Here is a 14,676-nt window from a genome sequence, read left to right on the forward strand (position 1 = left end):
TTTTTTAAGTGACGTAAAACCGTGTTGAGGCCAACGCCCATAATGCGTGCACTGGCGCGACATCCGACGCCATTCATGGCCATATCAATGATTTTCTGGTGCGTACCGGGCTGAGAGGCGGTGTAAGTGAACTGTAGTTGCCATGTTTTACGGCAATGAGAGCAGAGATAGCGCTGATGTCCGGCAGTGCTTTTGCCGTTACGCACCACGCCTTCAGTAGCGGAGCAGGAAGGACATCTGATGGAAATGGAAGCCACGCAAGCACCTTAAAATCACCATCATACACTAAATCAGTAAGTTGGCAGCATTACCAATACGTTGATGAACAATTCCGATGCCCGAAAAACGTCGGCGTTACTATTTCTTGATGGCGATAATTTCAAATATATCAATGATACCTGGGGTCATGCGACGGGCGATAGGGTCTTGATTGAAATCGCAAAACGGTTAGCTGAATTTGGCGGGCTGCGACATAAAGCATACCGCCTGGGCGGCGATGAATTCGCTATGGTGCTCTATGATGTACAGTCGGAATCTGAAGTGCAACAGATATGCTCAGCACTGACACAAATCTTTAATCTCCCGTTTCATCTTCATAATGGCCATCAGACCACCATGACATTAAGCATTGGTTACGCGATGACCATTGAGCACGCCTCTGCGGAAAAATTACAAGAGCTTACCGATCACAATATGTATCAGGCCAAACACCAGCGTGCCGAAAAGCTGGTGAGATAACAAGGATATATCGATATGATAAAGCACCTGGTAGCACCCCTGATTTTCACCTCACTAATACTGACTGGCTGCCAGTCCCCTCAGGGAAAGTTTACTCCTGAGCAAGTCGCCGCTATGCAATCTTATGGATTTACTGAATCCGCCGGCGACTGGTCGCTGGGCTTATCAGATGCCATTCTGTTCGCAAAAAATGACTACAAATTGCTCCCGGAAAGCCAGCAACAGATCCAAACCATGGCAGCCAAATTGGCCTCGACAGGGATAACACATGCCCGTATGGATGGACACACCGATAACTATGGTGAAGACAGTTACAACGAAGGCTTATCATTGAAACGGGCGAATGTCGTGGCCGATGCATGGGCTATTGGTGGACAAATTCCACGCAGCAATCTCACCACACAGGGTTTAGGAAAAAAATATCCCATAGCCAGTAACAAGACCGCCCAGGGCCGCGCCGAGAACCTCCGCGTCGCAGTGGTGATTACAACCCCTTAAAACACGAGCAAACAGACAAAAAAAGGGCCAGCCAATTGGCCAGCCCTTCTTAACAGGATGTCGCTTAAGCGAAATCTTAGTTAAGACGCTCTTTGATACGAGCAGCCTTACCAGTACGCTCACGCAGGTAGTACAGTTTAGCTTTACGAACAGCACCACGACGTTTGACAGAAATGCTGTAAACTACCGGAGAGTGAGTCTGGAAGACACGCTCAACGCCTTCGCCGTTGGAAATTTTACGAACAGTGAATGCAGAGTGCAGACCGCGGTTACGAATAGCGATAACCACGCCCTCGAATGCCTGCAGACGTTTTTTGGAACCTTCAACAACCCATACTTTCACTTCCACGGTATCACCCGGACGGAAGGAAGGTACGTCCTGCTTCATCTGCTCTTGTTCAAGTTGCTTAATAATGTTGCTCATAATTTAATCTCTTATCCTGGGTAAACTGATATCTCGGGGGCTTACGCCATCCCATCATGTTTATGTTGCTGTTGTGCGTGTTCCGTTTTGAACTCCGCCAGCAACCTTGCTTGCTCTTCAGTCAGAGCCAGGTTTTCCAGAAGTTCAGGTCTTCTAAGCCAGGTACGGCCCAGCGACTGTTTCAAACGCCAGCGACGTATCTCGGCATGGTTGCCCGACAGTAACACTGGCGGAACTTCCATCCCTTCTAACACCTCAGGCCGCGTATAGTGCGGGCAATCCAGCAATCCTTCAGCAAAGGAATCTTCCGTTGCCGAGGCTTCATGTCCCAGTACCCCCGGAATAAACCGGGAAACGGAGTCAATCAGCGTCATTGCTGGTAACTCACCACCACTGAGAACGTAATCGCCGATTGACCATTCTTCGTCAATTTCGGTTTGGATCACGCGCTCATCTATACCTTCGTAGCGACCGCACACCAGAATCAATTTTTGATTCGTTGCCAATTCGCTGACGCCCGCTTGATCAAGCTTGCGTCCCTGTGGTGACAGATAAATCACCTTTGCGCCTTCACCCGCCGCGGCTTTTGCTGCATGAATGGCGTCCCGCAAGGGTTGCACCATCATTAACATCCCCGGTCCGCCGCCGTAAGGACGATCGTCCACGGTACGGTGCCGGTCATGCGTGAAGTCGCGAGGACTCCAGCTCTGGATGCTCAGCAGGCCATTTTTAACTGCCCGGCCAGTTACCCCGTAATCGGTAATTGCGCGGAACATTTCAGGAAACAGGCTAATTATGCCAATCCACATAGCGCCGTCTTTTACCGTTTATCCGGTGGTTTAAAAACCAGGATCCCAATCTACTTCGATTGAACGAGTAGTGAGATCGACTTTCTTGATAACCTGCCCATCGAGGAACGGTACGAGACGTTCCTTGATACCAAACGCATCTTTCAGGTTTGCCTTAATGACGAGAACGTCATTAGATCCGGTTTCCATCATATCGACGACTTTACCGAGATCGTAGCCTTCAGTGGTTACTACCTGGCAGCCCATCAGGTCTTTCCAGTAGTAGTCACCCTCTTCAAGCTGAGGCAACTGCGATGAATCCACGACAATTTCACAATTCGTCAGCAGGTTCGCCGCATCACGATCGTCAACGCCTTTCAGCTTGATGATCATGTCCTGATTGTGGTGCTTCCAGCTTTCCAGCTGGACTTGCTGCCACTGACCCGCCTTCTGGATAAACCAGGGCTGATAGTCAAAAATGCTTTCGGCGTCTTCGGTGGAAGAAAACACTCTGAGCCACCCACGAATACCGTAAGACGAACCCATTTTTCCCAAAACGATGGGATCAACAGGTGCTTGCGCGGTGAGTTGTTTGCTCATCATGACCACCGTGACAGATTAAGCTGCTTTGTTTACTTCTTTGATCAGCGCAGCAACGCGATCAGAAATAGTTGCGCCCTGGCCAACCCAGTGAGCGATGCGATCCAGATCCAGGCGAGTGCCTTCTTCTTTTTCGCTAGCGATTGGGTTGAAGAAACCAACGCGCTCGATGAAGCGACCGTTGCGTGCATTACGGCTGTCTGCGACAACAACCTGGTAGAACGGACGCTTTTTAGCGCCGTGACGTGCTAAACGAATAGTTACCATAACATCCTCTTGTGTGAATAAAACAACCGGACCCCATCGAGGAACGGAGTCCGGTGTCATATTAAAAGCCCGAAAATTTTACTGATTTCTGGAGAAAATGCAATCAGCAGTTAATAACTCTGTCGCATAAGGTCATTTAGCGACCAGGAAATCCCGGCGGCATCATCCCCTTCATGCTTCTCATCATCTTCGCCATTCCGCCCTTCTTCATTTTCTTCATCATGCGCTGCATGTCGTCGAACTGTTTCAGAAGACGGTTAACGTCCTGCACCTGCATACCGCAACCGGCAGCAATACGGCGTTTACGCGAACCTTTGATGATTTCTGGCTTAGCGCGCTCTTTCATCGTCATCGAGTTGATGATGGCTTCCATACGCACCAGCACTTTATCGTCCATCTGTGACTTGACGTTATCCGGGATCTGCCCCATGCCCGGCAGCTTGCCCATCAGGCTGGCCATGCCGCCCATATTTTTCATCTGGCGCAGCTGCTCAAGAAAGTCGTTGAGATCGAAGCCGTCACCTTTTTTCAGCTTGCTGGCTAATTTCTCTGCCTGCGCGCGGTCAACTTTGCTTTCGATATCTTCGATCAGCGACAGTACGTCGCCCATGCCGAGAATACGCGACGCAATGCGGTCCGGATGGAACGGCTCCAGCGCCTCAGTTTTCTCGCCAACACCGAGGAACTTGATCGGTTTGCCAGTGATGTGACGAATAGAGAGCGCCGCACCGCCGCGGGCATCGCCGTCCACTTTGGTCAACACTACGCCGGTAAGCGGTAACGCTTCATTGAATGCTTTTGCCGTATTGGCCGCATCCTGACCGGTCATGGCGTCAACCACAAACAGGGTTTCAACCGGGTTAATCGACGCATGGACTTGTTTGATCTCGTCCATCATCGCTTCGTCAACGTGCAGACGACCAGCGGTATCCACCAGCAGCACGTCGTAGAATTTCAGTTTGGCTTCTTTCAGCGCCGCGTTAACGATATCTACCGGCTTCTGACCAACATCAGAAGGGAAGAAATCAACGCCCACCTGCTCTGCCAGCGTCTCAAGCTGTTTGATTGCCGCCGGGCGATAAACGTCGGCAGAAACCACCAGCACTTTCTTCTTGTGCTTCTCGCGCAGGAACTTACCGAGTTTACCAACGCTGGTTGTTTTACCGGCACCTTGCAGGCCCGCCATCAGCACGACCGCAGGCGGTTGCGCCGCCAGGTTCAGGGTCTGGTTCTCTTCGCCCATCGCCGCAACCAGTTCGTTACGGACGATTTTGACGAACTCCTGCCCCGGCGTCAGGCTCTTATTAACTTCATGACCAACCGCTTTCTCTTTTACGCGATTGATAAACTCACGCACTACCGGCAGAGCGACATCCGCCTCCAGCAGCGCCATGCGCACTTCGCGCAGCGTATCTTTTACGTTGTCTTCAGTTAGGCGTCCACGGCCACTGATATTGCGCAGCGTGCGCGACAAACGATCGGTTAAATTATCAAACATTGTCTCTCGCCTGGGGTGGAAACGGTTGGCCGCAATCGCGACACATCATCAGTATTTTGCCGCAGTATAACATGAAGGCGTCTTTGTTGTTATGCAACGGTTGGAGCAGCGTTCACCTGACGCTATACTGCTTCTCTTTCTTATTGCTCAAACTGTCGACATCACTATGCCCGTTTTTGCTCTGCTCGCGCTTGTCGCCTACTCCGTCAGTCTTGCGCTGATTGTTCCCGGTCTGCTGCAAAAAAACGGCGGCTGGCGGCGCATGGCTATTATTTCTGCGGTCATTGCGCTGGTCTGCCACGCAATCGCTCTGGAAGCCCGCATCCTGCCCGACGGTGATAGCGGACAAAACCTCAGCCTGCTGAACGTTGGTTCATTGGTCAGTTTGATGATCTGTACGGTAATGACCATTGTGGCTTCTCGCAATCGTGGCTGGTTGCTGCTACCCATTGTCTATGCCTTTGCGCTTATCAACCTGGCGCTGGCGACCTTCATGCCCAATGAATACATCACCCATCTGGAAGCAACGCCTGGGATGCTGGTGCACATTGGCTTATCGCTCTTTTCCTATGCCACGCTAATTATCGCCGCCCTGTACGCGCTGCAACTGGCGTGGATTGATTACCAACTGAAGAACAAGAAGCTGGCATTTAACCAGGAAATGCCGCCATTGATGAGTATCGAGCGTAAAATGTTCCACATCACGCAGATTGGCGTGGTGCTGCTAACGCTCACGCTTTGCACTGGCCTGTTCTACATGCACAACCTATTTAGCATGGAAAATATCGACAAGGCTGTGCTCTCTATCGTGGCGTGGTTTGTCTATATTGTGCTGCTGTGGGGACATTACCATGAAGGATGGCGTGGACGCCGCGTCGTCTGGTTTAACGTTGCGGGCGCGGTAATTCTGACACTGGCCTACTTCGGCAGCCGAATTGTCCAGCAGTTAATCAGCTAAACCCAGAAAAGGAGTTTCCCCTGGAACACATTTCTACTACTACGTTGATCATTATTCTGATCATCATGGTGGTCATTTCAGCCTATTTTTCCGGGTCCGAAACCGGAATGATGACCCTCAACCGCTATCGTCTGCGACATATGGCGAAACAGGGTAATCGCTCGGCCAAACGCGTCGAAAAATTGCTGCGTAAGCCAGACCGCCTGATAAGCCTGGTGTTAATCGGCAATAACCTGGTCAATATTCTTGCCTCCGCGCTCGGCACTATTGTTGGGATGCGTTTGTACGGCGATGCGGGCGTGGCAATTGCGACTGGTGTGCTGACTTTTGTCGTACTGGTATTTGCTGAGGTATTGCCGAAAACCATTGCCGCGCTGTACCCGGAAAAAGTCGCTTATCCGAGTAGTTTTCTGCTGGCTCCGCTGCAAATTTTGATGATGCCGCTGGTCTGGTTGCTGAATGCTATCACCCGTATGCTGATGCGCATGATGGGTATCAAAACCGATATCGTGGTTAGCGGCTCTTTGAGCAAAGAAGAGTTGCGCACTATCGTGCACGAATCACGCTCACAAATTTCCCGTCGCAATCAGGATATGCTGCTGTCGGTGCTCGATCTGGAAAAAATGACCGTTGATGACATCATGGTGCCGCGCAGTGAAATTATCGGTATTGATATCAACGATGACTGGAAATCGATTCTGCGCCAACTCTCCCACTCACCTCACGGGCGCATCGTGCTCTACCGTGATTCGCTGGACGACGCCATCAGTATGCTGCGAGTACGTGAAGCCTGGCGGTTGATGTCGGAGAAAAAAGAGTTCACCAAAGAAACCATGCTGCGCGCCGCGGACGAGATCTATTTTGTGCCGGAAGGTACGCCGCTCAGCACGCAGTTGGTAAAGTTTCAGCGCAACAAAAAGAAAGTCGGCCTGGTCGTCAACGAGTATGGAGACATTCAGGGGCTGGTGACGGTTGAAGATATTCTGGAAGAGATTGTCGGCGATTTCACTACGTCGATGTCGCCAACACTTGCCGAAGAGGTCACGCCGCAAAACGACGGTTCGGTAATTATCGATGGCACCGCCAACGTGCGGGAAATCAACAAAGCCTTTAACTGGCATCTACCGGAAGATGATGCCCGCACGGTTAATGGCGTCATTCTTGAGGCACTGGAAGAGATCCCTGTCGCAGGCACCCGCGTGCGTATTGGCGAGTACGATATAGATATTCTCGACGTACAGGACAATATGATTAAGCAGGTAAAAGTTTTTCCTGTGAAACCGCTGCGCGAGAGTGTGGCGGAGTAACGAAAACGGCCCTGCATTCGCATGCAGGCGTGAATTATTACGAAAACAGAAATTACGCTTTTGCTTTCGCTACAGTTACCATCGCCGCACGAATCGTACGACCATTCAGCGTATAACCCTTCTGCATAATGCCCAGTACGTTACCTGGCGCAACGTCATCAGATTCCACCATTGCGATAGCCTGATGCACATTCGGGTCCAGCGGCACGTTAGTTTCGGCGATCACTTCAACACCAAACTTACGCACAACATCCAGCATCGACTTCAGCGTCAGCTCAATGCCTTCAACCATCGCAGACATATCCGGGTTAGCTTTATCAGCCACTTCCAGCGCACGATCCAGGCTATCAATCACCGGCAGCAATTCGTTGATGAATTTCTCCAGCGCGAATTTGTGGGCTTTTTCAATATCCAGTTCAGTACGTCGACGCAGGTTTTCCATTTCGGCTTTTACACGCAAAATGCCGTCACGTTCACGGGTCTGGGCTTCAGCCAGCTGAGCTTCGAGATTCGCAATTTTTTCATCGCGCGGATCCACCTGCTCAGCAGAAGCTTCTGGCTCAACTGCCTCAATCTCTTCGTGCTGATCCATGATAATTTCTTCCGGGGCTTGCCCCTCAGGCGTTTTCTGTTCTTTACTACTCATGAATTTCTCCGCGTTTTTTTCGCATTCATCTCGCTAACTTCGCTTATTATGGGGATCAGTTTCAGGGTTTCAAGGGAAGCACTCACATTGTCATCAATCTTCGCAACAAGGACCTCGGAAAAATGAATAATCATTTCAAGTGTATTGGCATTGTGGGACACCCACGGCACCCCACTGCACTGACAACACATGAAATGCTCTACCGCTGGCTGTGCACAAAAGGTTACGAGGTCATCGTTGAGCAACAAATCGCTCACGAACTGCAACTGAAGAATGTGAAAACTGGCACGCTCGCGGAGATTGGGCAACTAGCTGATCTCGCGGTAGTCGTTGGTGGCGACGGTAATATGCTGGGCGCGGCACGCACACTCGCCCGTTACGATATTAAAGTTATTGGAATCAACCGTGGCAACCTGGGTTTCCTGACTGACCTTGACCCCGATAACGCCCAGCAACAGTTAGCCGATGTGCTGGAAGGCCACTACATCAGCGAGAAACGTTTTTTGCTGGAAGCGCAAGTCTGTCAGCAAGATTGCCAGAAACGCATCAGCACCGCGATAAATGAAGTGGTGCTTCATCCAGGCAAAGTGGCACATATGATTGAGTTCGAAGTGTATATCGACGAGATCTTTGCGTTTTCTCAGCGATCTGATGGACTAATTATTTCGACGCCAACAGGCTCCACCGCCTATTCCCTCTCTGCAGGCGGTCCTATTCTGACCCCCTCTCTGGATGCGATTACCCTGGTGCCCATGTTCCCGCATACGTTGTCAGCACGACCACTGGTCATAAACAGCAGCAGCACGATCCGTCTGCGTTTTTCGCATCGCCGTAACGACCTGGAAATCAGTTGCGACAGCCAGATAGCACTGCCGATTCAGGAAGGTGAAGATGTCCTGATTCGTCGCTGTGATTACCATCTGAATCTGATTCATCCGAAAGATTACAGTTATTTCAACACATTAAGCACCAAGCTCGGCTGGTCAAAAAAATTATTCTAATTTTACGCCAGCCTCTTTACTGTATATAAAACCAGTTTATACTGTACACAATAACAGTAATGGTTTTTCATACAGGAAAACGACTATGTTGGCACAACTGACCATCAGCAACTTTGCTATCGTTCGTGAGCTTGAGATTGATTTTCATAGCGGCATGACCGTAATAACTGGCGAGACCGGCGCGGGTAAATCTATTGCAATAGATGCCCTCGGTCTTTGTCTCGGTGGTCGCGCTGAAGCCGACATGGTGCGTACCGGCGCTGCTCGCGCTGACCTGTGCGCCCGTTTTTCTCTGAAAGATACGCCAGCGGCTCTGCGCTGGCTGGAAGAAAATCAGCTTGAAGACGGGCATGAATGTTTGCTTCGTCGCGTGATCAGCAGCGATGGTCGCTCCCGTGGTTTCATCAACGGTACAGCTGTTCCTCTGTCACAACTGCGCGAACTGGGTCAGTTGCTGATTCAGATCCATGGTCAGCACGCTCATCAATTACTCACCAAACCTGAGCACCAAAAATTCCTGCTTGATGGCTATGCCAATGAAACCTCTCTACTGCAGGAAATGACCGCACGTTATCAGTTGTGGCATCAAAGCTGCCGTGACCTCGCGCATCATCAACAGTTAAGTCAGGAACGCGCCGCCCGTGCGGAACTGCTGCAATACCAATTAAAAGAACTTAACGAATTTAATCCGCAGCCCGGAGAGTTTGAACAAATCGACGAAGAGTACAAACGTCTGGCGAACAGCGGTCAATTGCTGACCACCAGCCAGAATGCATTGGCATTAATGGCCTACGGTGAAGACGCAAACCTGCAAAGTCAGCTTTACACGGCTAAACAACTGGTGAGCGAATTGATTGGCATGGACAGCAAACTGTCCGGCGTACTTGATATGCTGGAAGAAGCTACCATCCAGATTGCTGAAGCCAGCGATGAACTGCGCCACTACTGCGATCGTCTGGATCTCGATCCCAACCGACTATTTGAACTTGAACAGCGCATCTCAAAACAGATTTCGCTGGCACGTAAACATCACGTCAGCCCTGAGGCATTGCCACAGTATTACCAGTCGCTACTGGAAGAACAGCAGCAACTGGACGATCAGGCCGACTCACAAGAAACGCTTGCGCTGGCGGTAACGAAACATCATCAGCAGGCACTGGAAATCGCGCGCGCATTACACCAACAACGCCAGCAATATGCAGAAGAACTTGCACAGCTGATCACCGACAGTATGCATGCGCTCTCAATGCCGCATGGGCAGTTTACGATCGATGTTAAATTTGACGAGCATCACCTGGGCGCTGACGGTGCCGATCGTATTGAGTTTCGGGTAACCACCAACCCAGGTCAGCCAATGCAGCCTATTGCCAAAGTCGCATCCGGTGGTGAATTGTCCCGCATCGCACTGGCAACCCAGGTCATCACGGCGCGTAAAATGGAAACCCCGGCACTGATTTTTGATGAAGTGGATGTAGGGATTAGCGGTCCAACAGCGGCAGTTGTCGGCAAACTGCTGCGTCAACTCGGCGAATCAACTCAGGTGATGTGTGTTACCCACCTGCCACAAGTCGCGGGATGTGGTCATCAACACTATTTTGTCAGCAAAGAAACCGATGGTGCGATGACAGAAACGCATATGCAATCCCTGAATAAAAAAGCGCGGTTACAAGAGCTGGCGCGCCTGCTTGGTGGCAGTGAAGTCACACGTAATACACTGGCGAATGCGAAAGAACTGCTTGCAGCGTAAACTTTTTTCCTGCTTCACGGTCAGAGTAAACAGCAAAACGCCGTAAGACCGGAAAGCAAAAGGTTTTAAAGTGATGAAAGGTCTATTATCATCGGCATATTACAGATGAGCCACGTACTGCTCGGGCCCGAAAAGGAATCAAATCACTATGCGCTGTAAAACGCTGACTGCTGCAGCAGCAGTACTATTGATGTTGACCGCAGGCTGTTCCACTCTGGAGCGAGTGGTTTACCGTCCTGACATCAACCAGGGGAACTATCTGACCGCTAACGACGTATCCAAAATACGTGTTGGCATGACGCAACAACAAGTTGCGTACGCATTGGGTACACCGCTGATGTCCGATCCATTTGGTACGAATACCTGGTTCTATGTCTTCCGCCAGCAACCAGGTCATGAAGGTGTAACGCAGCAAACGCTGACGCTGACCTTTAACAGTAGCGGTGTGTTGACCAATATTGATAACAAACCTGCGCTGAGTGGTAACTAATAATAAAGTTGCTCTCAAAGACGTTAAAAAAGGTGCTCAATGAGCACCTTTTTTCTGTCTGTTATTTATTCGCTGATTTTTCTGCTCGTTGCCTGCGAAGCTCTTTCGGATCGGCAATGAGAGGGCGATAAATCTCCACCCGATCGCCATCATGCACACTATCGCTTAGTTTTGCCGGACGGCTGTAAATGCCGACTTTGTTTTTAGTTAAATCGATATCGGTACGCAATTCCAGCAAGCCACTGGCGCGAATAGCTTCTTCAACCGTCGCGCCCTCCTGCAGCGTCACGCGCTGCAGGTACTGCTTCTCAGGTAGCGCATAAGCCACCTCAACGGCAATTTTACCTGGCACTGTAAACCTCTTTCGCACGAACCGTAAAAGCCTGGACCATATTAGACGCCAGCTCTTTAAACACGCGACCAAAGGCGAGTTCAATCAACTTATTGGTAAACTCAAAGTCGAGATGAAACTCGATACGACACGCCTCCTGGCTCAGCGGCGTAAACTTCCATCCACCAATCAATTTCTTGAACGGCCCATCCACCAGATTCATAAGAATACTTTGGTTACTGGTCAACTGGTTGCGGGTAGTAAACGTTTTGCTGATCCCAGCCTTAGAGACATCTACCGCCGCAGTCATCTGCCCAGGAGTGGACTCCAGAATCCGACTTCCGGTACAACCCGGCAAAAACTGAGGATAAGACTGAACGTCATTCACTAACTGATACATTTGCTCCGCGCTGTAGGGTACCAGTGCGGTCCGGCTAATCTGAGGCATAACTATTTCCATCAACAAAAATCCAACAAATAATATCATTTATCCTGCTGTAAAAAAAACGCTATCCCGGCGCTGGGTAACATCGGGTTCATGCTAAGATAGAGCCTTGTCCCCCGCAGGATTGATATGGGGTGTTTTCGATTTCAGATTACCGATGATTCACGACGCTTATGACGAAGAAAAAAGCACATAAACCTGGTTCAGCGACCATCGCGCTTAACAAGCGCGCCCGTCACGAATACTTTATCGGAGAAGAGTTCGAAGCGGGACTTGCCCTGCAAGGCTGGGAAGTTAAATCCCTGCGCGCAGGAAAAGCCAATATCAGCGACAGCTACGTCCTTCTGCGTGACGGAGAGGCATTTCTGTTTGGCGCTAACATCACGCCAATGGCCGTGGCCTCCACGCATGTGGTGTGCGATCCTACCCGTACCCGCAAGTTACTTCTCAACCAGCGCGAACTGGACTCATTGTACGGTCGCGTCAATCGAGAAGGCTATACCGTAGTGGCGCTCTCCCTGTACTGGAAAAATGCCTGGTGCAAAGTGAAAATCGGCGTCGCCAAAGGTAAAAAACAGCACGATAAACGTTCAGATATCAAAGAACGCGAATGGCAGGTGGATAAAGCACGTATCATGAAAAACGCCCACCGTTAAACCTGCACTCCAATTATTGACCAGTTCCTCACCGCGCCTCCCTCTCCGGCGGCGCGAATGAACATCTTATTGGCTATCACATCCGACACAAATGTTGCCATCCCATTGCTTAATCGAATAAAAATCAGGCTACATGGGTGCTAAATCTTTAACGATAACGCCATTGAGGCTGGTCATGGCGCTCATAAATCTGGTATACTTGCCGTTACACATTGGGGCTGATTCTGGATTCGACGGGATTTGCGAAACCCAAGGTGCATGCCGAGGGGCGGTTGGCCTCGTAAAAAGCCGCAAAAAATAGTCGCAAACGACGAAAACTACGCTTTAGCAGCTTAATAACCTGCTTAGAGCCCTCTCTCCCTAGCCTCCGCTCTTAGGACGGGGATCAAGAGAGGTCAAACCCAAAAGAGATCGCGTGGAAGCCCTGCCTGGGGTTGAAGCGTTAAAACTTAATCAGGCTAGTTTGTTAGTGGCGTGTCCGTCCGCAGCTGGCAAGCGAATGTAAAGACTGACTAAGCATGTAGTACCGAGGACGTAGGAATTTCGGACGCGGGTTCAACTCCCGCCAGCTCCACCAATCATGATTGGACGGTATAAGGACAACACCAATAAAAACAGGAAGTTAGCAGTCTCAGCAGGACACCGACCAGACGGTGAAGAGACATAAAAGGATACGCAAAGGAGCCGCGGCTCCTGGTGACATGAAAGCCCACAGATGTGGGCTTTTTCGTTGATGGTCAGAACGACCAGTTCACACCAGCTACCCCGTTCCACGGGGATTCCACACCGGCACCATGGCTATACCCCACCCCAAGATGCCCGCTTAACCTACTGCTGAATGAGGCTTTAATACCTGCCTGGTATATTCCACGTCTGCCCGACAAATCATTGACGAAATTACCGTCACTATTCACTTTCACCCGGTTATCATCGACAAATTCTTTGCGCACAGCCGCCTTCAGCCACGGCTCAACTTCCATACCGTTCCCCAGACGCATGTTGTAACTCAGCGTTGCACCCAGTTCACGATATAAACTGCGGGTATCGACTGATTTCGATTCCATGCCATTGGATAAATGATATTCAGGGTTATCAGCGGTGAACCCCCGTTAACGATGCATACGGCGTCAGGTTCCAGTTACCATCGGTAAATCGCATCCCGGTTTCAATGTGACCGCCCAGCCCGTTGCTGCGATAACTGCCGTTGGCGGCTCCACCGCTGCCAACCGTGGAGTCGCGAGCTTCGGTACCTGCTAATACCAATAAATTACCGCCATTTTCCAGCAACATATTGGTCGCTAAATTGCCGGAAATGGAAAAAGTGCCGTACTGGTGAGTACCGCTGATTTCAATACCGTTAGCCGTGCTCGTCTGGAGAGCGGCACCGCTGTTCTGGACGGTATCTGTCGCTTTGCCATTATCGTTAACTGTCAGCGTACCGCCTTCATTGATCTTTGTTTTTATTGCCTCTCCGTTAGCTGAAACTGTTTGTATTCCGCCGTCGTTAATCGTTGTCTCATTCGCCACCCCCTCGACGATTTGTTCGCCGCCGGTGAGCGTCGTGCCTGTCGCAGTGGCTTTTGTTTTGACGATCTCCCGTCCGCCCGTATTGACCTGTGTTTTGTCAGAAGAGGTGTCTGACTCCACGGTTAACACGCCGCCATTTGCCAGCAGGATATTGTTCGCCGCACCCTGCTCGATGCTGAACGCGACGCCATCCGCGCGTGTTCCTGTGACCCGCGTCGCCCTGGTAGTTGCAACCAAAGCGCCCTGGCTACTCTGCTGTATCCCCGTTGCGCTGCCTTTCTCCCGCACATCGAGTGTGCCGCCGTCATTAAGCACCGAGTTTTCAGCCAGACAGCCCTCATTAACTACCTGTGCCCCCCCCATTAATAATGGAACCTTCCGCTGTCCCGTTTGCCATAATTGGTAATGACTCCAACTTATTGATAGTGTTTTATGTTCAGATAATGCCCGATGACTTTGTCATGCAGCTCCACCGATTTTGAGAACGACAGCGACTTCCGTCCCAGCCGTGCCAGGTGCTGCCTCAGATTCAGGTTATGCCGCTCAATTCGCTGCGTATATCGCTTGCTGATTACGTGCAGCTTTCCCTTCAGGCGGGATTCATACAGTGGCCAGCCATCCGTCATCCATATCACCACGTCAAAGGGTGACAGCAAGCTCATAAGACGCCCCAGCGTCGCCATAGTGCGTTCACCGAATACGTGCGCAACAACCGTCTTCCGGAGCCTGTCATACGCGTAAAACAGCCAGCGCTG

At 50.7% G+C, this 14,676-nt stretch carries 16 protein-coding genes, 1 other RNA gene and 3 pseudogenes; 9 read left to right on the plus strand and 11 right to left on the minus strand.

The genetic code is table 11. From position 1 onward, the window contains the following. Positions 1-257 (minus strand): IS1-like element transposase (locus tag BGK49_RS23925; RefSeq protein ID WP_024259250.1); only part of this gene is annotated, 257 nt, incomplete at its 3' end. A 55-nt stretch (positions 258-312) separates the two neighbouring features. Here BGK49_RS23925 and BGK49_RS23930 point away from each other — a divergent pair. Together BGK49_RS23930 and BGK49_RS23935 are read left to right on the plus strand one after the other, a co-directional pair. Continuing rightward, positions 313-738 (plus strand): annotated as a pseudogene (locus BGK49_RS23930) (diguanylate cyclase domain-containing protein); the annotation flags it as partial. 15 nt (positions 739-753) lie between these two features. Beyond that, positions 754-1,236 (plus strand): OmpA family protein, encoded by a 483-nt coding sequence (locus BGK49_RS23935; RefSeq protein WP_000589818.1) that lies wholly within the window; start codon positions 754-756, stop codon positions 1,234-1,236. A 76-nt stretch (positions 1,237-1,312) separates the two neighbouring features. On the opposite strand, the gene rplS is transcribed toward BGK49_RS23935, so the two are convergent. The 5 genes from rplS to ffh form a co-directional block, all read right to left on the minus strand. Beyond that, entirely contained in the window at positions 1,313-1,660 is a 348-nt protein-coding gene (gene rplS / locus BGK49_RS23940) for a 50S ribosomal protein L19 (protein ID WP_000065255.1), read from the minus strand. A gap of 41 nt (positions 1,661-1,701) precedes the next feature. Next, positions 1,702-2,469, minus strand: a complete 768-nt coding sequence (gene trmD, locus BGK49_RS23945; protein WP_000264777.1) for a tRNA (guanosine(37)-N1)-methyltransferase TrmD — start codon at positions 2,467-2,469, stop codon at positions 1,702-1,704. Between the two features lie 30 nt (positions 2,470-2,499). Continuing rightward, on the minus strand, positions 2,500-3,048 hold the full coding sequence (gene rimM / locus BGK49_RS23950) for a ribosome maturation factor RimM (RefSeq protein WP_000043335.1): 549 nt from the start codon (positions 3,046-3,048) through the stop codon (positions 2,500-2,502). 18 nt (positions 3,049-3,066) lie between these two features. Next, on the minus strand, positions 3,067-3,315 hold the full coding sequence (rpsP, locus tag BGK49_RS23955) for a 30S ribosomal protein S16 (protein ID WP_000256450.1): 249 nt from the start codon (positions 3,313-3,315) through the stop codon (positions 3,067-3,069). 136 nt (positions 3,316-3,451) lie between these two features. Then, the gene (gene ffh, locus BGK49_RS23960) at positions 3,452-4,813 is read right to left on the minus strand and encodes a signal recognition particle protein (RefSeq protein ID WP_000460035.1); all 1,362 of its coding nucleotides are present in this window, start codon (positions 4,811-4,813) and stop codon (positions 3,452-3,454) included. A gap of 166 nt (positions 4,814-4,979) precedes the next feature. Between ffh and BGK49_RS23965 the strand changes: the two genes are divergently transcribed. Together BGK49_RS23965 and BGK49_RS23970 are read left to right on the plus strand one after the other, a co-directional pair. Continuing rightward, positions 4,980-5,771, plus strand: coding sequence for a cytochrome C assembly family protein (locus tag BGK49_RS23965; RefSeq protein ID WP_001338897.1), 792 nt, complete (start codon positions 4,980-4,982; stop codon positions 5,769-5,771). Positions 5,772-5,791: 20 nt separating this feature from the next. Next, the gene (locus BGK49_RS23970) at positions 5,792-7,078 is read left to right on the plus strand and encodes an HlyC/CorC family transporter (protein WP_010723175.1); all 1,287 of its coding nucleotides are present in this window, start codon (positions 5,792-5,794) and stop codon (positions 7,076-7,078) included. 52 nt (positions 7,079-7,130) lie between these two features. On the opposite strand, the gene grpE is transcribed toward BGK49_RS23970, so the two are convergent. Beyond that, positions 7,131-7,724: a nucleotide exchange factor GrpE gene (gene grpE, locus BGK49_RS23975; RefSeq protein ID WP_001296310.1), complete on the minus strand. Its 594-nt coding sequence runs from the start codon at positions 7,722-7,724 to the stop codon at positions 7,131-7,133. A 122-nt stretch (positions 7,725-7,846) separates the two neighbouring features. Between grpE and nadK the strand changes: the two genes are divergently transcribed. From nadK to bamE, 3 genes are all read left to right on the plus strand, one after another. Then, the gene (nadK, locus tag BGK49_RS23985) at positions 7,847-8,725 is read left to right on the plus strand and encodes an NAD(+) kinase (protein ID WP_001059169.1); all 879 of its coding nucleotides are present in this window, start codon (positions 7,847-7,849) and stop codon (positions 8,723-8,725) included. Between the two features lie 85 nt (positions 8,726-8,810). Then, positions 8,811-10,472 (plus strand): DNA repair protein RecN, encoded by a 1,662-nt coding sequence (recN, locus tag BGK49_RS23990; protein ID WP_000880927.1) that lies wholly within the window; start codon positions 8,811-8,813, stop codon positions 10,470-10,472. A 148-nt stretch (positions 10,473-10,620) separates the two neighbouring features. Then, positions 10,621-10,962, plus strand: a complete 342-nt coding sequence (bamE, locus tag BGK49_RS23995; RefSeq protein ID WP_001203437.1) for an outer membrane protein assembly factor BamE — start codon at positions 10,621-10,623, stop codon at positions 10,960-10,962. Between the two features lie 61 nt (positions 10,963-11,023). Here bamE and BGK49_RS24000 read toward each other — a convergent pair whose 3' ends face one another. Together BGK49_RS24000 and ratA are read right to left on the minus strand one after the other, a co-directional pair. After that, positions 11,024-11,314, minus strand: coding sequence for an RnfH family protein (locus BGK49_RS24000; RefSeq protein WP_001117838.1), 291 nt, complete (start codon positions 11,312-11,314; stop codon positions 11,024-11,026). Next, positions 11,304-11,741, minus strand: coding sequence for a type II toxin-antitoxin system toxin RatA (gene ratA / locus BGK49_RS24005; RefSeq protein WP_001341638.1), 438 nt, complete (start codon positions 11,739-11,741; stop codon positions 11,304-11,306). The genes BGK49_RS24000 and ratA overlap by 11 nt, the downstream gene beginning before the upstream one ends. Before the next feature lie 170 nt (positions 11,742-11,911). Between ratA and smpB the strand changes: the two genes are divergently transcribed. Both smpB and ssrA read left to right on the plus strand, forming a co-directional pair. Then, on the plus strand, positions 11,912-12,394 hold the full coding sequence (gene smpB, locus BGK49_RS24010; protein WP_000162580.1) for an SsrA-binding protein SmpB: 483 nt from the start codon (positions 11,912-11,914) through the stop codon (positions 12,392-12,394). Positions 12,395-12,608: 214 nt separating this feature from the next. Beyond that, positions 12,609-12,971, plus strand: a transfer-messenger RNA (tmRNA) gene (gene ssrA / locus BGK49_RS24015). Between the two features lie 160 nt (positions 12,972-13,131). On the opposite strand, the pseudogene BGK49_RS24025 reads toward ssrA, so the two are convergent. Further along, positions 13,132-14,321, minus strand: a pseudogene (locus BGK49_RS24025) (AIDA repeat-containing protein); the annotation flags it as partial. A gap of 16 nt (positions 14,322-14,337) precedes the next feature. Continuing rightward, a pseudogene (locus BGK49_RS24030) lies at positions 14,338-14,676 on the minus strand (IS1-like element IS1B family transposase); the annotation flags it as partial.

It is taken from the genome of Shigella sp. FC1544, from assembly GCF_001722145.1.
GTDB classification, from domain to species: Bacteria; Pseudomonadota; Gammaproteobacteria; order Enterobacterales; family Enterobacteriaceae; genus Escherichia; species Escherichia coli.